Source organism: Candidatus Babeliales bacterium (genome assembly GCA_019749895.1).
Taxonomy (GTDB): domain Bacteria; phylum Babelota; class Babeliae; order Babelales; family RVW-14; genus AaIE-18.
Genome location: JAIEPG010000003.1, coordinates 253687 through 274725 on the forward strand (window position 1 = coordinate 253687; position 21039 = coordinate 274725).

General features: G+C 37.9%; 19 protein-coding genes. 9 read left to right on the forward strand and 10 right to left on the reverse strand.

The window, feature by feature from the left end:
• Positions 1 to 852, reverse strand: coding sequence for a hypothetical protein (locus tag K2W90_03810; GenBank protein ID MBY0353465.1), 852 nt, complete (start codon positions 850 to 852; stop codon positions 1 to 3).
• Between the two features lie 112 nt (positions 853 to 964).
• Between K2W90_03810 and K2W90_03815 the strand changes: the two genes are divergently transcribed.
• From K2W90_03815 to K2W90_03825, 3 genes are read left to right on the forward strand one after another with little or no spacing between them, the layout of a single operon-like run.
• Positions 965 to 1291: a hypothetical protein gene (locus K2W90_03815; protein ID MBY0353466.1), complete on the forward strand. Its 327-nt coding sequence runs from the start codon at positions 965 to 967 to the stop codon at positions 1289 to 1291.
• Positions 1260 to 1805, forward strand: a complete 546-nt coding sequence (locus K2W90_03820) for a prepilin-type N-terminal cleavage/methylation domain-containing protein (protein MBY0353467.1) — start codon at positions 1260 to 1262, stop codon at positions 1803 to 1805. The genes K2W90_03815 and K2W90_03820 overlap by 32 nt, the downstream gene beginning before the upstream one ends.
• Complete coding sequence (locus tag K2W90_03825; protein ID MBY0353468.1) at positions 1802 to 2257, forward strand: hypothetical protein; 456 nt, start codon at positions 1802 to 1804, stop codon at positions 2255 to 2257. The genes K2W90_03820 and K2W90_03825 overlap by 4 nt, the downstream gene beginning before the upstream one ends.
• A 6-nt stretch (positions 2258 to 2263) precedes the next feature.
• Here the strand turns inward: K2W90_03825 and K2W90_03830 are convergent, their stop codons facing one another.
• Positions 2264 to 5854, reverse strand: a complete 3591-nt coding sequence (locus K2W90_03830) for a hypothetical protein (GenBank protein MBY0353469.1) — start codon at positions 5852 to 5854, stop codon at positions 2264 to 2266.
• A 208-nt stretch (positions 5855 to 6062) separates the two neighbouring features.
• Here K2W90_03830 and K2W90_03835 point away from each other — a divergent pair, with 208 nt between their 5' ends.
• From K2W90_03835 to ruvC, 5 genes are read left to right on the forward strand one after another with little or no spacing between them, the layout of a single operon-like run.
• Positions 6063 to 7220 carry a hypothetical protein gene (locus tag K2W90_03835; GenBank protein ID MBY0353470.1) on the forward strand — a complete coding sequence of 386 codons (1158 nt, stop codon included), beginning with the start codon at positions 6063 to 6065 and terminating at the stop codon, positions 7218 to 7220.
• A 12-nt stretch (positions 7221 to 7232) separates the two neighbouring features.
• Entirely contained in the window at positions 7233 to 7682 is a 450-nt protein-coding gene (gene rplI, locus K2W90_03840; protein ID MBY0353471.1) for a 50S ribosomal protein L9, read from the forward strand.
• Positions 7683 to 7695: 13 nt separating this feature from the next.
• A complete protein-coding gene (gene dnaB / locus K2W90_03845; GenBank protein MBY0353472.1) occupies positions 7696 to 9093 on the forward strand; it encodes a replicative DNA helicase in 1398 nt (465 codons plus the stop codon).
• Positions 9094 to 9101: 8 nt separating this feature from the next.
• On the forward strand, positions 9102 to 9620 hold the full coding sequence (locus K2W90_03850) for a hypothetical protein (protein ID MBY0353473.1): 519 nt from the start codon (positions 9102 to 9104) through the stop codon (positions 9618 to 9620).
• Between the two features lie 29 nt (positions 9621 to 9649).
• Positions 9650 to 10159: a crossover junction endodeoxyribonuclease RuvC gene (gene ruvC, locus K2W90_03855; GenBank protein MBY0353474.1), complete on the forward strand. Its 510-nt coding sequence runs from the start codon at positions 9650 to 9652 to the stop codon at positions 10157 to 10159.
• Between the two features lie 949 nt (positions 10160 to 11108).
• Here the strand turns inward: ruvC and recF are convergent.
• The 5 genes from recF to K2W90_03880 all read right to left on the reverse strand — a co-directional run bounded on the left by recF (position 11109) and on the right by K2W90_03880 (position 17450).
• Positions 11109 to 12242, reverse strand: coding sequence for a DNA replication and repair protein RecF (gene recF, locus K2W90_03860; protein MBY0353475.1), 1134 nt, complete (start codon positions 12240 to 12242; stop codon positions 11109 to 11111).
• A gap of 9 nt (positions 12243 to 12251) precedes the next feature.
• Positions 12252 to 13367, reverse strand: coding sequence for a DNA polymerase III subunit beta (dnaN, locus tag K2W90_03865; protein ID MBY0353476.1), 1116 nt, complete (start codon positions 13365 to 13367; stop codon positions 12252 to 12254).
• 103 nt (positions 13368 to 13470) lie between these two features.
• Positions 13471 to 14382 (reverse strand): tyrosine recombinase, encoded by a 912-nt coding sequence (locus tag K2W90_03870; GenBank protein ID MBY0353477.1) that lies wholly within the window; start codon positions 14380 to 14382, stop codon positions 13471 to 13473.
• 33 nt (positions 14383 to 14415) lie between these two features.
• The gene (gene proS, locus K2W90_03875) at positions 14416 to 15852 is read right to left on the reverse strand and encodes a proline--tRNA ligase (protein MBY0353478.1); all 1437 of its coding nucleotides are present in this window, start codon (positions 15850 to 15852) and stop codon (positions 14416 to 14418) included.
• A 59-nt stretch (positions 15853 to 15911) separates the two neighbouring features.
• Complete coding sequence (locus K2W90_03880; protein MBY0353479.1) at positions 15912 to 17450, reverse strand: hypothetical protein; 1539 nt, start codon at positions 17448 to 17450, stop codon at positions 15912 to 15914.
• Positions 17451 to 17625: 175 nt separating this feature from the next.
• Here K2W90_03880 and gmk point away from each other — a divergent pair, with 175 nt between their 5' ends.
• Entirely contained in the window at positions 17626 to 18219 is a 594-nt protein-coding gene (gene gmk / locus K2W90_03885) for a guanylate kinase (GenBank protein ID MBY0353480.1), read from the forward strand.
• On the opposite strand, the gene K2W90_03890 is transcribed toward gmk, so the two are convergent.
• From K2W90_03890 to K2W90_03900, 3 genes are read right to left on the reverse strand one after another with little or no spacing between them, the layout of a single operon-like run.
• On the reverse strand, positions 18194 to 19120 hold the full coding sequence (locus K2W90_03890) for a DMT family transporter (GenBank protein ID MBY0353481.1): 927 nt from the start codon (positions 19118 to 19120) through the stop codon (positions 18194 to 18196). The genes gmk and K2W90_03890 overlap by 26 nt on opposite strands.
• 23 nt (positions 19121 to 19143) lie before the next feature.
• Positions 19144 to 20184, reverse strand: a complete 1041-nt coding sequence (locus K2W90_03895) for an LptF/LptG family permease (protein MBY0353482.1) — start codon at positions 20182 to 20184, stop codon at positions 19144 to 19146.
• A 6-nt stretch (positions 20185 to 20190) separates the two neighbouring features.
• On the reverse strand, positions 20191 to 21033 hold the full coding sequence (locus K2W90_03900; GenBank protein MBY0353483.1) for a TIGR00282 family metallophosphoesterase: 843 nt from the start codon (positions 21031 to 21033) through the stop codon (positions 20191 to 20193).
• Positions 21034 to 21039: the final 6 nt, after the last annotated feature.

Here is a 21039-nt window from a genome sequence, read left to right on the forward strand (position 1 = left end):
CTATTCTCCAACGGTAAATTGTGGATTTGCTGGATTAGTTACTTGTTCGTCATCGGCAAGCGGCTTAAGAGCTTTTTCAATGATGCCGCGGCGCGTTCCTGCTTTTGTTTCTTGTGGTTCAAGTTTAATGCTTGGGAGAGGGGTTGTTGGTGTTTGAGCAAGTTCCTGAAGTTTGTTTTCTGTTTTAGTCGTTGCTTCTTCTTGTGCCAAGTCAATTACAATGCGCTTATTGAGTTGCTCAAGTCGCTCACACGCATCAACTATTTTTTTACGAAGCTCTTCAAATTGTGGTAAAAAGAATACGCGTTGGTACATTTTGTGGTCATTGATAATGCCGTGAGCAACCGTAATTTCGTCGATATTTGTTTTAAAGTCAGAAAATATAACTTTAAATTCTGGTGAAAAATTTTCCGAAGAATCTATTTTACGTTCAACTTCTTTAAGCAAATCAACAAATTGATTCATGTAAAAACGAAATGCTTCTCGTTTTGCATGAGAAAAAACGTACGTGCCAACTTTTGCTGTATCTTCAGCGGGTTTTGCTTGTGGGTCTTTGTTGATAATTAACGATTCCAAAAAAAGCGTGCGATTATCTTTTTCTTCTTCCTGGTTTTCGCTGGTATCTTTTGCTTTATTCAGCTCAGGTTTTTGCATTGCTCGCGGTCCAAATGGCTGTCCCCAGGTTGGACGTTGTGCGGGGCCAGATTTTTTTTCGCTCAGTGCGCGTTCCATATCTTGGGCAAGTTTGTCAAAATCTACGCCTTTGAAAAGTTCATCAAAGTTAAAAGCGTTGAGGCAGGTAATACCTGCAACAAGCGTAAAAATGAATGAAAATATAATTTTTTTGCTCATTTTTATCCTTTGGGCCTACAGTTAAAAAAAAGCTTAATGAGATCTCCCTCACTATTTAATCCTATTATTAAGGTAAATGTTTGGTGGCTCTAAAGTCAAATAAGGAGATTTTTTGATTATTTATTTCTTTAAGAAAATTAAAAAACCGAGCTCTTTTGTAAAAAATGAGGGCTTTATGCTTATTGAACTTATGGTGGCCCTTGCTATTCTGATGATCACCTTTAAAGCCATGTGCAGCCTAGAGCAGGCGCTGACGCGGAGCCAAAATGGTATTATGACTTTGCTCCAAGGCTCAAAGCCTTCGTTGCAGGCCAATCAGCGGGCAGTGCCGGCAACTGCCAGGTCTTATGTAAAAATTCTGAGTGCCCACAAAATACCGGCCTGGTGCTCGCGAGGAGTTGTTGTTGATGAAGAGACGGTTGTTGCGCAGGCTCGCTAAGCCAAGGCCTTCTGGCTTTACGCTGGTTGAAGTTACGGTGTACTTAGCGCTTTCTAGTATTTTGGCCTGCCTGGCCTTTTCATTGTTCAACCAAACAAGCCTTTCTATAGCTCGCCGCTCGGCAGCGCACCAAGATTTGGTACGGACTACTATTTTTGTTGATTTGCTCAAGCGCGATTTGGCCAGTGCCAGCATGCAGTCGGCCGACTGGGTAGCAAAGCGAGCTACTTTTAAGCAAGAATTTATCGATCCGCGCGGTAATCTTGAAAGTCAGTGGGTAAGCTGGTCGGTTAGCAAAGATGGCCTGATGCGCTCGTATGGCCTTTATGAACCGGCAAAAAAACAGTGGGCGCGCAAGCAGACCGATTTTTTTGGCTGCGGCGTGACGGAGGTTCGTTTGGAGCCTGTTATTAATCGAGATACCAATTGTGTTGAGGCGGTAGCAGTTACGTATGAACAACAGAGTAAAATCTATCAGGCAACGGTTCCATTGCAAAACAGGATTATCGTATGAAAAAGCACCGCGGCTCGGCATTGCTCTTGGTCTTGGGCATAACATCGATGCTTTCCGTGTTAATGCTTTTGCATTGGCAGCGAACATCGTTGTTGTTTGATCTGGTGCATGAGCGCGACAATTATCAAGTGAAGCAGCGCATGCTACAAAACTTTTTTACCGCGGCCTCTAACTTTGTAAACAAGAACTACCAAAGACTTTTAGCCAGCGTAACCAGCAAAAAACCGCTGCGCTTTAATCTTGAACAGCAACTATCGTTGGCCGACAATAAGCTAGTGCGTGGTGCTTTAACGCTCCACAAAGACGATGTTAACCAGTGCCTGCGCATGGTGGTGCAGCTTGTTGAAGAAAATAAAGCAACGCTTGGTATGCGCTGTGTTGTTAAAAAACAATCAACAATTCGAGGAGAAAAGCTTGCTGTCAGCCATGTTACTTTCTGTGCCAACTCATAATTTTGCTTACTCATCATCATCGTCATTGCCCTGGTCGACCAGCTCTACTGCCGTTTCAAGTTGTTGGGCAAGTGATCTAACATCAGTGTTTTCATGTTCTTTGTGGGCTTGCGCAAAGTATTGTGCTTGATTTACTGCATTGTCATTAATTTCTTTGAAATGTTTAAATAGTGCGACTAAATTGGTAACGAGAGCGGGGCTTTCGGTAACGGCACTAATTATTTCTTGGCTAAACTCTTGCTGATCTATGGTAAAGAGAGTTTCAAAGAAAGTGCTGGAATCTAATGAATTCAAATATTCAGTTTTAATTATTGTAACTGCTCTAATTGCCTGTTTTATCCCTATTCTCTTTTCTATCAGAGCATTTAACAACTCTAATGCTGAATTGATGATAAGGAAATCGTCAGTTGTCTCAATTGTTTTCATAGCAAGATTTATTGCTGGATCATAAGCGTTAACATAACCTTTTTCGACTAATAATCTTACTATGTCAAAACGTGTATCGAGTGTTTCTTTATTATCTTGAAGAGCATTTGTTATCGCTTCATCAAATATTGGTTCATAATCTTTTTCAACGAGAGTTTTGTAAAGTTCTAAGCTTCTTGTTTGAATATTTTCATTTTCATTGGTGATGTTAAATTGTGCTACATTAGCTGCTTGTTCAAATGCCTGGTTACGCATAACAAGAACCTTCAACAAATCAAGCGCTTCTGCTCGAATGCTGAGATTCGCATGGTTACTATTGTTCTGAGCTGCCTCAACTGCGGGCTCGAATGCTTCCGCTTCCGTATATTTGACAAGTGCTTTAAATAAGCCGCAACCTATTCTACGTAAATCTTGGCTAGCAGATTGGCTATACTTTTTGGCAGTACTTGTTGCTTGTTTAATAAATCCTGGTTCTGTTTGAAAAAGTTTTTCACACAATTTAATTGCTTCAAGATAAATTACTGGATTTTGGTTGAGAATGCTCGTTGTTGCTTGCTTTTTAATAGAATCCAGTATTGTTTTGTAATTCATAGTTTTTGCTAGATCTGCAAATTTTACCAAGATTCTTAATTTTGCTGTTTGTGCAGTGTGCGCAATAATTTTTTGGCAAAGATTTTTTAGCGTTTCTTGAAGTTGCTGATTAATTTTGTTTTTCTCAAAAAAGACTTGATATTTATTAAATAAAAATGAAATTTTATTGTGATAGTTAAGATTTTGTTCGAGTTCAAATGAATCGATAAGCTGAGTAACTAAACTGATAATATTTTCTTTGACTGCACTTTTATAGCGCTTGAGTATGTTCTCAAGGGCTGCAAATTTTATTTGCGGCTCTAAAAGGTTGTGCGTAAAGAAAAGTGACAGCAAGCGAAAGCCAAAGTTATCAAGGTATGGCAGTGCCAGTCCATATTGATAAAGATTTGCAATAATAAATATGAAAGGATTTTGGATGATAAAAAAATTGTTTCGTATGTATGCGTTCAAATATCTTTCATAGTTTTCTATACTGCTTGGTGTAGTTTTACGTACGGCATAGGCATGTCGGTGAGGAAGAAGAACTAGGGAAAAAGAAGCAGTATCGGTGGTTTTTTTAATTAACTGGGCAGTTTTTTTTATAATTGGGATTATTACTTCGTGAACATTTTGGTTATCCAGTTCCGAATCTTCCACATCGTCAAGTTCCCACTTAAGTTTTGCACATAAGCGTCTAAAATGGGTTGAGTTAAAGGTAAGATTAAAAAATTGCTCTTCAAGATTTGAACGAGATGCTACAGACGAGCTTGATGATCCTGCAGAAGAACTTGAAATTGGTTCATCTTGTGATGCAAAAAGGTTAAGTCCCAAGAGGTTATCTAAAATAATAATAATGTTTTGTAATGATGTTCTAACTTCAAATATTTCGTAAACCCCTGTAGGAACAAGGATATAGGTAAAGTCATTAAAAGTTAGTGTTGCAAAGGTAATTTTTTGTTTGTCAAGGGTGATAGTAGTCGATGCTATTATTCCTTCATTGGGAAGAACACTTTGATCAGTTAGTCTAATAAATCCGCATGGGTTGGTACTACTAATTTCACTAGCATCAACAAAGTTTTTGCTATCCGGTAGCTTTATTTTGGCATAAGTAATGAGTGGTAAATTTTCTAGGTTCTCACTCCAATCTTGTCGAACAGCTGGGCTTTGAGTTTCATCTTCTAATTTATTCGCAATGCTCTTTTCATAAAAGTCATGTAACTTTTGAGAAAAAACAACTTCATCATGAGCATTGTTACCAAAGGTGCGATCTTGTTGATTGTAGGTATAGACATTGCATAAATTTCTGATTGTTGTTTCTACGCAATCGTTAAAAACTACGCCCCCAAAGTTAACTGTTCCAAATTCGGGTAAATAAGGAATTGGTTGTCCATATTTTTGATTCATAATTTCAGCATAAATAAGATTGGCAAAGTCGAATTCGTCCCTTGTCAAAGAAGAAAAAATAACCTCAATATCAAGAATTTCATTTAATTCTTGTGCAAGGTTTTCCCGAATTTTTTTATGTGCATTAGGTGCATAACTATCATTGATCCAATCACCAGTTGCTTTTGATCCTAAAAATTCTTTTGGAAGCTCCTGAAAATATGTTGCAAAGTCTTCTCTTGTTAGGCTTTTTTTATAAAGCCAGGCAAGTAAAATATGCTCTGTAGTGTAGCGTTCGTAATTTTGTTTTGTTAGAAAAAATAGGCTAGTGCTTGAGCTAGAGCTTGAAGAAGAAGAGCTTGAGCTAGAACTTGAACTCGAGGAAGAGCTCTCTGGTTGTATTGTGTTTTCATTATATGAACGTGCAATAAGATCTGCAAAGTTGATTATTGAGATAATTCGGTTTTTAGAAAGGATTAAAGAGAGTTCTTTTTTTCTATTTTTTGCACCTAATGCGGTTGTTAATTCTTCAATAGTTGCAGGAACTTGTCTTTTTCTTTTTTCGGCTCTTTGAGATGCTGAAGAATTTTCTCTTGTTGATATTATGATTCTAAGTTGCGTAATAAGTTCATTGTCATTACGAAGGTCTTTTTCTGCTACTCCTTGAGAGCGCAAATAATTAACGGTACGTTTTTTTAGATCATCATAACTTTGTGCTAATTCTTCAACGACGCTCAACTCTTTTTGATAGCGATCATATTCTTCTTGTGCGTCAGACAATGTAAGTCCATTGTTTCTATTAATAAACTCTGTTTTAAAATCGTCATCAGAAATCATGGTTTGAATAAGTTTTTGTTTAAGTATTTCGTTAGACTGACCATAATTTTGATGGATAGTTGTTAAAAGCTTGGCGATTGTTTTTATTGAACAGAGTGGCGTTGGCATGTTATGCTTGCTGGGTTGAAATCCACCATTAAAAGAATGAAAAATTACTTTAACTAACTGTGTTGTGGCATGCTTTGGGTTGCCAAAATAATATAACTTTTTAATATAGTTTGATTCAATCGCAAGTGCACCTAGTGCTGGAGATAGAGCGAGTCGGTGTTCGGGAAGTAAAAGATTCCACGTACCTTTGATATCTTTTATGCTGCCTGGAATTACGTGCGAGCTAAAAGCCACACAAAAAAATATAATCGAAAATAAGCGTAGTAATTTCATGAAAATCCCCCTCAACCCATTTCTTTTAAATCTGTCCTAGATTTTATTTTAAGATAGAAATAATCTAAAAATCAATAAAGTATCAAAAAGCTAAAAATAGAGGGGCTGGCAGGTTGTGTTAGTTTTTATAATTATATTGTCTACACTTTTTCTTAACATATCGCTTTTTTTGCCAGATCTATGTCCGTGGGGGGGGGTGCTGGCAGTAATGCTTATGTGGTATTATTTTTATGCAGGCTTACATACAACATTTAAGCGTGCCTGTGCGCAGGGTTTTGTGTGGGGAGTTTGTTTCTACGCGTTGCATTTGGTGTGGTTTTTGTGTTTGTTTGTTACTAAATCTCAAGTCAGTGTACCGGCAAGTTGCCTGTGGTACGCCATTATGGTTCTTTACTTTAGTTGTATTGCGGGTGTGTGGTTTGGTGCTGGCTCTTGGCTTATTATGTGGTGCAAGCAGACTTTTTTGCGTGCGATTAGTTCGCTGTTTGTAGTGCTTGGTTATTTTGTTTTTAATGATTATTGGGGCTTGTTAGTATTTGGAAGTTTTGATAGTTGTGGTTATCCCTTTGCCAATCCATTAATTCCACTGGTGCGCTACTCATGGTTCTTGGCAATGGTATCTTTTTTTGGTAACTGTTTGTATGGTCCAACACAGCAACGTTCTTGTTTTGAACCAGACCAAGTTGAGTTAGTGCACATAAAACCTAAAAAGAGCAGGAGCGTGCAGCAGCGGGTTTACGGCGTGTATCAGGCAATTGGGGCACATAAACTTTCAGGTACTGTAAAGCATGTTCTTTTTGTAGCGCCTGAAAGCACCATACCGTTTCATATCAATCAAGAGCCCTGGATGATTCAGATGTTACAATGTGCTTTGCCGGCCAATGGACACTTACTGATTGGCGCGCAGTTTGAAAATGAGCAGCACGAATTGCACCAGGCGATTTATTGTCTAGATTTACGTCGCATAAAAACAATTTATAAAAAAACACATTCAGTGCCTTTTGTAGAAAAGATGCCCCCATTTTTTAAAAAGTGCGCTATACTCAGGGACATATTTTTAAAAGATCTGCGAGAAACAATAGAAGGCTCCAGTAAAGAAAAAACTGCGCCTGTTTTTGAAATAGATTCAGAAAATCTTATTGTTCCACGCATGTGTTCTGAACTCTTTTTTATGAGTAGGGCAGCAGATTTTTTAGCATATCGTATGATGAAGAAAAAAGTTGTACTTTTTTTCTTTGTAAATGACAGTTGGTTTGTTGATTATTTTACAAAAATCATGGAAAATGTAACCTGCATTAAAGCAGCCTGGTTTGGGTTGCCCATAGTTTATATTGGACATGAATGTTATCAAAAAATAAAATTATGAAAGGAAATAACCATGCGTATTTTTTTACTCCAAGATGTTGAAAAGCTTGGCATGGCAGGACAAATTGTTGATGTGAGTGACGGTTACGCTCAAAACTTTATTCTTCCAAGAAAGCTTGGTATTAAAGTTACCGGTGCTGATATGAAGTTCTATAAAGAACGTACCGTTAAAGAAAAAGTTACTGCAGAAGTTTTAAGCAGTAAAGTTGCTATGCTTGCTGAACGTATTAAAGGCATGCATGTTACTATTAAAGAACGTGTTCATGATGATGGCAAACTTTATGGCGCTGTTGGTGCCGATGAAGTAGTAGAATTGCTTAAAGAAAAAGATGTTACTATAAATCGCAAACAAGTTGAATTCAACAAAGCAATTCGTTCGCTTGGCGAGCACAAAGTTGTTATTAAGCTTTCTTCAAAGCTTAAACCAGAATTGACGCTTAAGGTTGTTGCAAAAGACGAATAAAGGGTGACTAAAAATGGCATTTGGACGCCATGCAAATTCACCAGATATACGACGTAAGCAAGATACAACAGAAAGCATTTTAGGTAAGACATTGCCAGCAAGTATCGAAGCTGAAAAATCGGTACTTGCTGCTATTTTGCTCAACGATGAAAACTTAACGTTAGTTTCTGATATTTTAAAGGCTGAAGATTTTTATCACAAGCCTCATCAAATTATTTATCAGGCGCTCCTTGAACTTGGACAAGCTTCCAAAAGAATGGACCTTGTTGTAATTCAAGATCATCTTGAAACTAAAAAGCTTCTTGAATCTGCTGGCGGGATTGTTTATTTGATGGAGTTGCAAGAAGATATCCCGGCGATGGGCTTAATATCGCAACACTCAAAAATAGTGAAAGACAAGGCTATTTTACGTGAACTTATTTATTCGGCAACTGATATCATTTCAACCTGTTATGATCAGAAAGTCTCTGAAATAGATACGGTTCTGGATAATGCTGAAAAAAAAGTTTATCTGATTTCAAACAAGCTAACCGCGCCAACATTCGTGCAGCTCGACATTTTGCTTAAAGAAACCTTTAGACAATTGGCAGATGTTAAGAGTCATCGCGAAGGCGTAACCGGCATTCCTTCAGGCTTTCAGAACTTTGACAAAATGACATCCGGCATGCAACGCGGTGATTTATTAATTTTGGCTGCGCGACCTTCGATGGGTAAAACCGCATTAGCACTTAACTTTGTGACTAATGCGTGGCGCTCTGGCGCAAAAGTTGGTGTTTTTTCTTTAGAAATGTCTTCAGAACAATTAGTCCTACGGCTGCTTTCAGCTGAGTCTGGAATTCCACATCAAAAGATTCGTAACGCTATGGTTTCTTCAGAAGAGTGGATGTCGCTAACTAATCATGCTGCTGAGTTGGCTGAAGCAAAAATATTTATTGATGATACTGCTTCAATAAATATTATGGAATTGCGTGCAAAAGCGCGTAAACTCAAAGCAAAAGAGAACATCGATTTTTTGGTAATCGACTACTTGCAACTCATTTCTTCTCATGGCAAACATGAAAACAGAAACCAAGAAATATCTGCTATTTCCCGCGCTCTTAAAGGCTTGGCAAAAGAACTTGATTTACCAATTTTAGCACTTTCTCAGCTTTCGCGTTCGCTTGAAAGTCGGGTAGACAAGCGCCCTATGCTTTCTGATTTGCGGGAATCGGGTGCTATTGAGCAAGACGGAGATGTTATTTTCTTTGTTTATCGCGATGTTATTTACAATCCCGATACCGATAATCCAGAGTTAACCGAGATTATTATTGGTAAACAACGTAACGGCCCGGTAGGCTCATTTCATGTTGAGTTTAAGGGCGAAATCACACGATTTGTTGATATTGCTGGGCATGGATATCGAGGTCAGTAAGTAATCATATGAAAAAAATTATAGTGGGCCTTCTGGCCCTTTTTTTTTCCTATTCAGAATTGCACGGAGCTGCCAAACCTGAAAAAAAATGGTGGACTCTTATTTCTCAACCAATCAACGAATTAGCAATATTCAAAGAATCTCATGACCTATCTTTGCCCGGATCTTTGAGAGACCCCAAGCTTTTTGATGGGTCTATCAATATGGTTGCTGATATATTGGAAATAAAGTTAAAAGAAGGGGTTTTATTGAAAATTCCCTACTATATTATTGCTTATTTTTTGGAACCTAGGTTTGCTTGCATTAATGGTCTGGCACCGGTATTCTGTAATTGTTATGTTTATACAAACAAGACTATTTTTAAAGAATATTCAAAACCAATGTTATTAAAGGTAAAGCTTGCTCATTCGCAAGCTTTGGATGATTTATCTGTTATTAAATTGGGGAATTGCCAAATCCCTGACATTGATTCTTTTCCTTATGAACCAATCCCATCCCCACGAGAGCTATCATTAAAAGAGGCATAGCCAAGACAGACAAAGTAGGAGAAGTAAAAATGAAGTCACTTACCATCTTGGGTATAGATCCGGGGTTTACCGTAACCGGTTATGGTGTTTTGCGTAAACAAGAGGGTAAGACCTACCTCCTTGATTATGGGTACCTTAAGCTCAAGCCCAAAGACCACTTGTCTGAACGAATTGGAGTCTTTTATAATTTTTTCAAAGACAAGATCGAGGCTCACCAAGTTTCACAGCTGGCACTTGAGACCCCATTTTTGGGTAAGAATGTCCAGACCTTTTTAAAGCTTGGCTACTTGCGGGGGGCCTTGTATTTGTTGGCCAACCAACACGACCTTGCCTTGCATGAGTTTTCCCCGCGGGAAGTAAAACAGGCAGTAACCGGTTTTGGGGGTGCCCAAAAGGAACAGGTGGCGACTATGATTTTGCGACTGTTTCCTAACCTGGCCAAAATGGGTACCATAGAAAAACAGGACGTGACCGATGCCTTAGCCGTTTGCCTTTCCGGCTTGTGGCAAGACAGTCGCCAACGACTTTTAGGCCGGTAAAATTTTTAAGACTTTGCCAAGCCCCAAACTTTTTCTAAGAGAAAAATTTTGGGGCTTGATTATTTTTACCAAGCCGTGGTAGTCTCGAATTATAATCTTTGACGTTTTCTCGTCATGACCCTTTTCAGACCTAAAACAAGAAGAATTAATAAGCCGTCCGATAATGATTATTATGTTAAAAAATATAATAACTCTGAAAAGCCTTTATTTATCGGGCTTTTCGTTCATATTTAAAGGCAATTATAACATCGCCACTCATTATCAAAGAAAAATCGGACCCTAAAAGTTTCAGGGTGAAAGTATTGTATTTTAGGAATTTGAAAAATTTAAAGACAAATAATTGATGATGACCAAGTCACGGTTGCTGGACAAGCCTGGGTCAAACTGTCAGCCCCTAGTGTGTCATAATTGTACACAGCCAGTTATTAACCCTTAAAAAATTTTTGCCTATTTTTTCCCCAAACCCTACTCCCTACAACTACCGGGAAACAGAACTTCTTACGGAACATGCCAAAAAAAACGCCCCATAAGAGAAACTCTTACGGGGCGAAAAAGGAGAAAGGAGAGTAGTAATGAAGATCTTTTAAAGTCCCAATCAGAGACTAAATTTTTAACCTATTTTCAAGGTTCACTATGAATGATATCATATCCTATCCGAAAATCAAGCTAATTTTTATATTGCCTTAGAACAGGGCTTTCACCAGTCAAAAATTTCAATTTGATACAAAATATTGGACTTCGACTAAAGGTTTATAAAAACCATCACACAGGGAAAACCCTGCATGATGGAAAAAGGAGAGTAGTAATGAAGTCTTTTAAAACCTGATTATATTCACTATGTTTGGACTAGATAGACTATAGGAAGTACCAGCAAAGTCAATTTTTTATTGCATAAATAGAATAAATAATTCAGTAAGCCTAGAAAATAAGCATCTGTGCATTGAGCGATTTATTTTAAAATAGGCCCAGTGATTTGCTCAAGATTTATTTGGCAAATCTTATGCTGAGCCACCCCCTTGAGAGCCTCATCAAAGGCTATGGGACTGGTAAGAAAAACTTGAAAGTTAAAGTTCTGCAATGTAGCAAAGCAACGCTTAATCCGGTCTTGGTCAAAGTCCGTTAAAAAGTCGTCAAGCAACAAAACACCAGGCTCCCCTTCTTGTTCAGTCTGACACAACTGGGCAATTTTGATCAAAAATACGATAAGCTTCTGCTGGCCGCGTGATGCAAAGATTCGAGCGGCCTTATTTTGAAAAATTATAGTGAAATCATCCAAATGCGAACCAAAAAGCGTTCTGCGCCACGAAAGCTCTTGCCTGGTAAACTTACCTTGGAACCATTCCCAAAATTCACCAAAACTCAAATGTGTTTGCATATTTTTTGGCGAGTACAAAAATTTTACTCGCAAATCTTCCTGAGGGGTTACAAAATAGTCTTGAAGAAATTGATTGACGGTTTGTTCCAAATAAGCGAGATATTCTCGTCTTTCCCGCTGTATTTCAATAGTTTCTTCCCACAATTTCTCCGACCAAATGGCTAACTCTTGTTGTAGGTTTTGGCTGGAACCAAGCCGATCATTACACAAAATACTTGTTCGTTGTTCGGTAATTTGCTTTGCCCGTTTGAGTGTTTGTAAAAAAGCTGGATTTTGCAGCATAAGCGAATAGTTCAAAAAGTCGCGCCGCTGTTCAGGCGACCCACTCACTAAACTAATATCTTCTGCTGTTAGACTGACAATGCGATAAGCACTGATTAATTCTTTGTATGACTGAACTGGCTTTTGATTGAGCTTAACCAACTTGCCTTCTTTTTCAGAAAAGCCAATTTGGACTCGTTCAGCCACCTCTTCTTGACCTAACGAAAAGTCGACCTGGATAAAAAAATGTTTTTTTTCCAACTCAACTAAGTCGCGGTTCAAGTGGGTGCGAAAAGATCGGAGATAACAACTATAATGAAGTGCCTCCAAAATACTTGTCTTGCCCGATCCGTTACACCCCTGAATTACCACGAATTGACGATCAACATCAAATTGCTGCTGATCGAAACAACGAAAGTTTTGTAACTTGATGCTTTTTATATGCACAATCGTTTTTTAGTTTTGTGCCAATGAGACCGGCATTACCAAGTAGGTTAAGTGATAATCTTTTTCGCGCGATTCAAAGATTATTGGCTTTACCGAATTCTTGATATAAAACGTTACATCTTTTTCAGAAAAAACCTGTAAACCATTGAGCAAGTATGGCGAATAAAACCTGCTTTCTACAGCAGCTCCGACAAAATCTTGCAAGGTAACTGATTCTTCTAATTTGCCAACATCTTTATTATGAAGGTTTACACGCACTGAATCTGGCTGAAAGCAAAAATTAGTTGAAACAAACTGACCTGATAGTAAGCAACTGGTACGCTTAAGTGTTTTAATAAAGTTGTCTTTTGCTAAGCGGGCTGGCGTAAAACCTTCTTTTTCAAGCACTGGTTTATATTGAGGAAATGGTTCTGAAATTAAACGTGTAAAAAAATTAAAATTTTTGCCCGAAAAAACAAGCTGCTGGCCGCACGTTCCCAAAAATACATTACCTTCACTTCCCTCAAGAAGTTTCTTTAATTCAAGAACAGCACGCTTTGGCAAAAGCCACTTTTTATCGGTTCCTAGGGTATATTTCTCGGTACTAATTTGTGCCAAGCAGTGACCATCAGTTGTCACCAACGACATGTTTTTTTCGTTAAAGTCTAAGAGCATGCCATTCAATGCGGGATTTGCATTATTTTGTGGCACCAAAAACGCTACTTTGTTTAACAGATCAAGCAAAAAAGCACCTTCAATTTCCATGAGGTTTTCAATGCGTTCAGGAAATGGTGGAAATTCTTCAGCATCTTTAATGTTCAACGCGAGGTCAACATTGCCTGCTTTTAATTGCAGCTGAGTGCCTTTTGTGATAAATTCGATAGTTCCTTCAATTTCTTTAACCAATTCAAAAATGCGCTTGCCAGATATTAAAAAGCTCCCACTATCTTCAGCATCACTTTCTATAGACATGTTTGATTGTAAGCTAATTTCCATGTCAGTTGCTTTAAGCGTTAACTCGCGTGGCGCAACATGAAACAAAATGGATTCAGTTACGTTAAGCGTTGTACGTTTATTACAAATTGGTTGCATTGACGAGAGAAGCGATAGCAGCTCCTTTTGATCTACCGTAAATTTACTTTCCATGCCTTATCCTTCATTTCTCGTGATGAACGTATCATCGATTTTAAAGATTAATTTTCTACAATGCACCTAGTATACAACAGGGAAATTTATGCGCAAAGATGTTTTACGCACGAGGGTGTTTTTTATTATAAATTTTACGAAGTTCGTTATCGCCAAGATGCGTATAAATCTGTACCGTGGAAATGCTTTCATGCCCAAGAATCATTTGTAATGAACGAAGATCAGCGCCATTTTTGAGCAAATGAGTTGCTAAAGAATGACGTAAGCTGTGAGGAGAAATATTTTTTTTGATATGCGCTTTAGCTAAAAGATGCTTTAAAATAATCCAAAAAGATTGTCGTGAAATTGGCTTAATCTCTTTTTTATAGCGTGTTGAAAAAAGATAGTTATTGTTTTCTCGCTCGCCTTCTTTAACCAGTTTTTTATAAATATTATCTAGATAAAAATTCAAAAGCTCCAAAATGTTTTTTGGCAGCGGAATAATACGTTCCTTGTTTCCTTTGCCCGAGATTCTTACAAAGCCAGTATCAAACTGAATTTGATCAACAGTCAGGCCAACCAACTCTGAAACGCGCATACCTGTAGCATACATTAAATACAACATCACTTTGTTCCGAATGCCTTTATAGCCACGCTCGCTGTTAGCAACATCTAAAAGTTTATGTACTTCAAGCTCAGAAAGATAGGACGGCAAACTTTGTTCAACTTTAGGAAATATGAGCGAGCTAGCACTGTTGTCTAGCTGGTAGCGTTGATTCAAAAAGTTAAATAACAACTTAATAGCCGAAATTTTACGTGAAATTGTTTTTGGCGTAAGTCCCTCTTCTTTAAGGTACTTAAGAAACTGAGTTAGGTGATTTTTTTTACAATCACCTAACTTTATACGAATTTTTTTAAAATATAATTCAAGCTGCTCAATGTCCCGCTTGTAAGCGTGAAACGTATTGTCTGAAACTCTTTTTTCAGTCAACAAATACGTATGGAACTGTGCAATGTAATCTATGTCCGGTGCCATAGCTTATACAATACTCCTTTTACGTGGCTATTTTTAATAGGCCTTGGCTATCAGAATATCGTTCTTGCTTTGCTGGCCACAAGAAAAACATTTTTTATGGTTTGATTGCTCTAGAACACAGCGAATAGTTCCGCTAAATTCTTTTAATGTTTGTTCACAAGCCGGTGATTCGCACCAACCAACTTGATACATTCCATTATGATCTTTCATTTTTTGAGCAAAATCGGCTAAGGTCTCGGCTTGATACCACTGACTAGCACGCTTTTGTTCTGCCCGCTCAAAAAGACCTTTTTGGATTTGTGCAAGCAAATCATGTACAGAAGAGTTCAATGAATCAAGTGAAACAAAGAGTTTTTTCTTTGCCTTGTCTTGTTCCAAGCGATTGACCAGTACCACTTGATTGTTTTCAACATCTTTTGGCCCAATTTCAAGACGGACCGGCACACCGCGAACTTCCCAATGGAAAAACTTGGCGCCCGGGGTTTTTTGTTCGTCATCATCAAGCTTAACTCTTATACCTTGCTGTTTTAGGTCGGCAGCAATTTTTTGAGCTCGTTCAAGAACCAAAGTCTTTTGATCATCAGATTTAAATATTGGCACTATAACAACTTGAATAGGCGCTACTTTTGGGGGCATAATCAAGCCATTTTCGTCACCATGCGTCATAACCAACGCACCAATCAAACGTGTTGTACTGCCCCAGCTGGTACAATAAGGTACCTCTTGTTGGCCTTCAGTATTTTGAAAATAAACATCAAAAGCCTCTACAAAGCTTCTGGTAAGCATGTGACTCGTACCCATTTGCAGCGCCTTGCCATCTTGCATAAGCCCTTCATATGTGTACGTTGCATCAGCACCAGGAAAGCGTTCGCTTTCTGACTTTTGGCCAGTGATAACCGGAATGGCCAAATAATCTTGAGCAAGTTCTTTATAAACACCTAACATATGCAACGTCATTTTTTCTGCTTCTTCTCGTGTCGCATGTGCCGTATGGCCTTCTTGCCACAAAAATTCACAGGTGCGTAAAAATGGACGTGTTCTCATTTCCCAACGGACCACATTGGCCCACTGATTAATTTTAAGAGGCAAATCGCGCCATGATTTGATCCAGCGCGCAAACATAAAATAGACCATTGTTTCAGAGGTTGGCCTGATCACCAACGGCTCTTCAAGCTTTTTACCACCAGCATGTGTAACTACTGCTACTTCGGGAGCAAAACCTTCAACGTGCTTTGCTTCGCGAGTTAGAAATGCTTCCGGAATTAAGAGTGGCATGTAAATATTCTGAGTGCCACTTTCTTTTATTTTCTCATTCAAGATAGCAACAATGTTTTCCCATAAAGCATAGCCATAAGGTTTAATCACGTATGAGCCGCGTGTTGGGCTTACGGGGTCTACCAGATCTGCTTGGGAAATAACTTCGTGGTACCACTCGGCAAAATTTTCATTAATATTTGGTAGTTTGGTCATAATTTAGCTATATAGTTATTTAACGGCACTGTTCATAGTACGTATCCAGCAGTATACCATTATTTTTTCTTTGTTAAAAGCTCTGCCATGCGTGTAATTGCCGGGTTAGCGGTATAGTTACTATTCATTGAATCAGCAACTCTAATGCGCACACCATTTTTCGCTGTTTCATCCGGTACAAAAAACGCAGTAACCCAATGCGCAACTGCTCTACGACCACCATCGGTAGATCTCATGGCTCGGTCATTATTTGCAGTATTTAACAAAATACCAAAAGGCTCTTTTTTTTCTCTGAATGCTTGATAACGCTCACACAAGCCACCATTTGCCATAACTTCAAGACCTCCAGCCTCTTGAAAATCTGCCAAATTTTGTCGACTGTCTTCTTGAGCTAAGAAATTTACATTTTCTAATCCGGCGATTTGAACCAGATCTGCCCACTGCTGAGATAACTGATATGTAGCAAGATTTTCTTGATTTCTTAAAAATGCGAGTCTATTTCTATCTTCCCCAAGGTTATCCAAACGAGTCTCTAATGCACGCCACTGAGCTAAGAAATCTAAATCACAAACATTGCGTAAAGCATCTTGTGCGGGAATAAGAACAATGCGATGTTCTTGATCAAGCTTAAACTTTGCAATTAATTCTTGTAAAGATTGCTCATCTAACGCTTCTCCAAGATTTTGAGACTTTCTCCATTCTGTCCAGGCGTTAAGGTGCTCTTTCAAACGATCTTTATCATTAAGAAGTTTTTCTATTTCTTCTTCGCTGCTACCATTACTCAAAATAAGCTGATTATGAAGTGCATGAAATGAGCAGGTAAAACCACTCTGAGCAGGAACTCTAAATTGTTTAACATCAAAAAGCCTATTCAAATTTTTAAATCGTCGATGCTCTTCAAGCTTTGGCAAAATATAGAAATAAGTAATTAAGCCCCCGATGATTAATAATGTTGCCCCAACAAATAATTTATGTGTGCAAACAAACTCCCAAGGGCGATAAATAGTAAAATCGACCGCATCATCCAAAAGACTAATCCGAAATAACTCTTCAGCTTCTAAGCACATTGCAAGTTGTTGATTAAATCTAATAATTTGATTAAAAAGGCTTAGGTCATCAAACGTAAGATTGTCTTTTCGTTTCAAGCAATACTCTGTTATAGCCTTGTTAAACTTTTCCATTTGTATACTAAAAGCACGCAAATGACGTGGTTTAATATTATCAATACCATTAAAGTGATTGCATAAATTAACAAACTTATATTTTATTTCGGGATTTTTAGATAAACATCCGCTATTAAATCCATCTACTATATTGCTAAACAGATCTTTTGATTCTTGAATAAATTTAACTACATTATCGTGAATTTGCTGGTCTGATTCAGTTGCTTCTTGTTCATTAATATCAATAAGGGACTCAATTCCTTGCAAAACCTTATACAAACTCAGGTCTTCAATAACAATGTTGTATGATTTTTTACGCTGATAAATCTGAGCCGCGCTGGGATGAACATTGACATGTGCTTCTTTTTCTGCGGCAAAAGCCTGACCCATTGAAATAGCCAAAAAGAAAACTAGTCGTATGTTTTTTATTTTCATGAGATCCCTTTACTGAATTTGTTACATCTTGTTTTCTCATTAGATTAGAATATAATGAGTGCAACAATTTAATCAATAATCTGGCAAAAAACAAACTTTGTATAAAATGATGCGAAATCGCTTCATAATCTGACTTGTTTTGCGCATTGTGTAATTAAAAACTAAGGCACAAATAATGACACAACACGAGAAAAAACCTGGTAGGCTCTTTGTTATTTCTGCACCATCTGGTGGTGGTAAAACTTCTCTTACCAATTGTGTCATAGAAAAACTTAGTTCAAGTATCTCTCTAGAAAAAGTAGCTACCTACACCTCTCGCTTGCCACGTTTTAATGAAAAAAACGGAAAAGACTATTACTTTGTTTCTCGAACCGACTTTATGAAAAAAAGAGAAGATGGTTTTTTTTTGGAAACGACCGAATATAATGGTGAGTTTTATGGCTCTCCTGCTTCAATTATTACCGATCTAAAGAAAGGTAAATCGCTTATTTTGGTTGCTGATTGGGATGGAGCAAAAAAAATACTTAGTCTCATCGAAAACCCAGTTTTAATTTGGATTGTACCACCAAGTCTTGACGCTCTTAAAAAGCGTATCGAAGCGCGTGGCACTGAAAAAGCTGAACAAATTGAAGCGCGCATTAAACTTGCCAAAGTTGAGCTTATGCACGAACGTATTAGCAAGATCTTTAATTACTGGGTTTTTAACGACAATTTTGAGCGTGCAACCCAAGAAATCATCTCAATTATTCAAAAGGAATTGGTTCAATAGAGATCTTCTTAGTTTTTTTACTAAGCAATTCATCTTGATAAAACAAATATAATCCAATAGTTATCAGGCCAAGCGAGGCAAAAGTTTGCCAGGCAAGCGTTCCCCCCATAAATAACCAATCATATAATGTTCCAAAGCATGGGCATAAAAAACCCGAAAACGATAAGAACGTTATTGAATATCGTTGTAAAAGCCAAGAATACATATTATAGAAAACAATATTTGCCGTAAGAATTAATAAAAATACCCACATCATAAATGGCCAAAAATCTTTAATTGGCGAAGAAAATCCTTCAAATACTGCTGATGTTGCAAGACTCATAATGCCGCCCATAAACATGGCAACACCGTTAATCAAACCAAAACTGTAGCCTTTTTTCATCAGCTGACTTACCAAAAACCATGCATAGGTTGCCGAAACAACGGCAATCATTAAAACACCTTCAGGAAGTGAAACACGCCACAACTCCATAGACCATTCACTGCCCGATGCCTGAGCCAATAATGTTGGCATAAGCCCACCAATACCAATCATAACACCCAAAAGTTTTTTAAAACTCAAGCGCTCTTTGAGTAAAAAATATGATAAGAGTGCGGCGATAAAAGGCGTTGCTGAATAAATGATAGTAGTTTTCAAAGCAGAAACATATTGCAATGACCAAAACTCAAGTACAAAAGCCAAATAAATATGAAAAATTGTTGTTTTGAAAAAAAGGAACCAATCTTCTCGTTTTGGCAGAGCTGTTTTACGATTCAAAAAAAACTGACTGCCCCATAATAAACTTCCTGCAATAATCATACGAAAACCAATAAGAAAACAGGGCTTAGCATATGAAACGGCTTCTTTTGCAAAAATGAAAGTACTTGCAAGAATTGCATATAAAATCACCACTAAAATCATAGCTTTCCCTTTGGTTGAATTTTCTAAATCCTGGAACGATACAAAGAATAACAGCCTAACAAAATTATACTAGGTATTCCATAGAAACATACCAGCGAAAATAATGGCGCAGCAATAAAAATACCGCCAAGCGCTGTGCAGCAATACATGCCTAAAAATAGGATACCACTTAACAGTAAAGAGCTTACCATTTCATATTTCTTTTTGCGTACAAAAAACAGCAAAAAGATTGCTAGTAAAGGCATAATAAATTGCCACAAGCTTTGAGAAAGCCGTTTGTGTAATTCAATAAATACATGCGGATTAGTATCTTTTTCTTCGCATAACCGTTTATAGGACCACAACTTAAGATGATAATCAAAACTATTTGCCTGATCTTTATACAATAACGCATTAAGATTTATAAGCGTTTTTTCAAAAAAAGCATGATAAAAATGACCCGCTACTTGAACATGCATAGAACCATCTACCAACTCTAATTCATGGTGACACATCATCCCACGGTGCGCACAAAAAACATACCGCTCGTTATTTTTGTTATTAAGCGTCAAGAAAAGACCTTCAAATTGATACCTGCCAGGAAGTATTTCTTGTTTGTTTTTACAATAAAAGGCAACGCCAGGAATTGGGCTATGCAAAATATTAATAGGCAGCTCATGCAAGTGGGCACGCGCCGCCTGCACTACCAATTCTTTACCATTGATATAACTTTGGGGAGCCCACTCAAGCACCAATGGAAGGTAACATACTGCCACCATACCTGAAAAAAACACAGCCGCTAAAACAAAAGCTCGCCGGGCCCTTGAAAAAAAATAAAAAAACAAAAGTTCGTCATTACGCGCCAAAGCATTAAACACCATACTTACGGCTAAAACGGCCGAAAAAGGTAATGCATACAATGCAACTAAGGGTACCATGGTGCCAAAAACCAATGGAACCATGGCAAATGATTGCACCATAGAAAGGCGCAAAAATAGGTTAGTTGCGGCAAATAAAAAGGTGAAGGCTCCAAAAAAGGAGAAAAAAATTCTAATAAATCTAGAAAGAAAATAGAAAAATAGCATCCACAACTACTTCTTGTCGTTCTCAGGCTCCGACTCAACAATAAGGTCTTTGTCAATAATACGAATACGTTCAAACCGTACGGCTTTGCCCGTATCTGCATCAACCTCAACAAAAATACCGCTCAGTAAAAGCGGACTGCTGCTTTCTACCTGAAACTTACCAAAGCGATGTTGAATTAAGAAACGATTGAGAATACTTTTATATTGCATACCAATAACTGAATTAAGCGAACCTGAAAAACCAAGATCAGTAATATAGCTTGTACCTCCAGGCAAAATGCGATCGTCAGCTGTTTGCACGTGGGTATGAGTGCCATAAACGCCAGAAACTTTACCATCAAGATAATAGCCCATGGTCACTTTTTCCGAGGTTGCTTCTCCATGAAAATCTACAAAGATAATTTTTGTTTTATGCTTCAAAAACTCAATTAAAGATTCGACCGCTCTAAATGGGCAATCTACAAGTTCGTTAACAAAAACTCGACCATGAATATTGATTACTGCAATGGTTTGGCCATTAATAGTAGCCAATGCATACCCCTTGCCCGGACAGGTTGAGGGGTAGTTAGCGGGACGAATAACATCGTCCCGCTCATTAAATGCATTATAAACGTCTTTGCTATCAAAGGCATGATTACCCGTGGTTATTATTGTGGCGCCGGCACCTTTAAGGGCCTGAATAGTTTTGGGCGTAATCCCATTGCCATTTTTTGCTGAGTTTTCACCATTTACAAAAACAGCATCGAGGTTGTATTGCTCTTTGAGTTTGGGTACCCATTTCTGAAATACGCTAATACCTGGTGTTCCTACAACGTCGCCAATAAATATAAACCTGAGTAATTGCGCCATGAAGCA

Coding starts and splice junctions, on each gene's coding strand:
- K2W90_03810 (MBY0353465.1), bottom strand. CDS start 852: ATGAGCAAAAAAATTATATTTTCATTCATTTTTACGCTTGTTGCAGGT.
- K2W90_03820 (MBY0353467.1), top strand. CDS start 1,260: ATGAAGAGACGGTTGTTGCGCAGGCTCGCTAAGCCAAGGCCTTCTGGC.
- K2W90_03825 (MBY0353468.1), top strand. CDS start 1,802: ATGAAAAAGCACCGCGGCTCGGCATTGCTCTTGGTCTTGGGCATAACA.
- K2W90_03830 (MBY0353469.1), bottom strand. CDS start 5,854: ATGAAATTACTACGCTTATTTTCGATTATATTTTTTTGTGTGGCTTTT.
- K2W90_03835 (MBY0353470.1), top strand. CDS start 6,063: ATGCTTATGTGGTATTATTTTTATGCAGGCTTACATACAACATTTAAG.
- rplI (MBY0353471.1), top strand. CDS start 7,233: ATGCGTATTTTTTTACTCCAAGATGTTGAAAAGCTTGGCATGGCAGGA.
- dnaB (MBY0353472.1), top strand. CDS start 7,696: ATGGCATTTGGACGCCATGCAAATTCACCAGATATACGACGTAAGCAA.
- K2W90_03850 (MBY0353473.1), top strand. CDS start 9,102: ATGAAAAAAATTATAGTGGGCCTTCTGGCCCTTTTTTTTTCCTATTCA.
- ruvC (MBY0353474.1), top strand. CDS start 9,650: ATGAAGTCACTTACCATCTTGGGTATAGATCCGGGGTTTACCGTAACC.
- dnaN (MBY0353476.1), bottom strand. CDS start 13,367: ATGGAAAGTAAATTTACGGTAGATCAAAAGGAGCTGCTATCGCTTCTC.
- K2W90_03870 (MBY0353477.1), bottom strand. CDS start 14,382: ATGGCACCGGACATAGATTACATTGCACAGTTCCATACGTATTTGTTG.
- proS (MBY0353478.1), bottom strand. CDS start 15,852: ATGACCAAACTACCAAATATTAATGAAAATTTTGCCGAGTGGTACCAC.
- K2W90_03880 (MBY0353479.1), bottom strand. CDS start 17,450: ATGAAAATAAAAAACATACGACTAGTTTTCTTTTTGGCTATTTCAATG.
- gmk (MBY0353480.1), top strand. CDS start 17,626: ATGACACAACACGAGAAAAAACCTGGTAGGCTCTTTGTTATTTCTGCA.
- K2W90_03890 (MBY0353481.1), bottom strand. CDS start 19,120: ATGATTTTAGTGGTGATTTTATATGCAATTCTTGCAAGTACTTTCATT.
- K2W90_03895 (MBY0353482.1), bottom strand. CDS start 20,184: ATGCTATTTTTCTATTTTCTTTCTAGATTTATTAGAATTTTTTTCTCC.
- K2W90_03900 (MBY0353483.1), bottom strand. CDS start 21,033: ATGGCGCAATTACTCAGGTTTATATTTATTGGCGACGTTGTAGGAACA.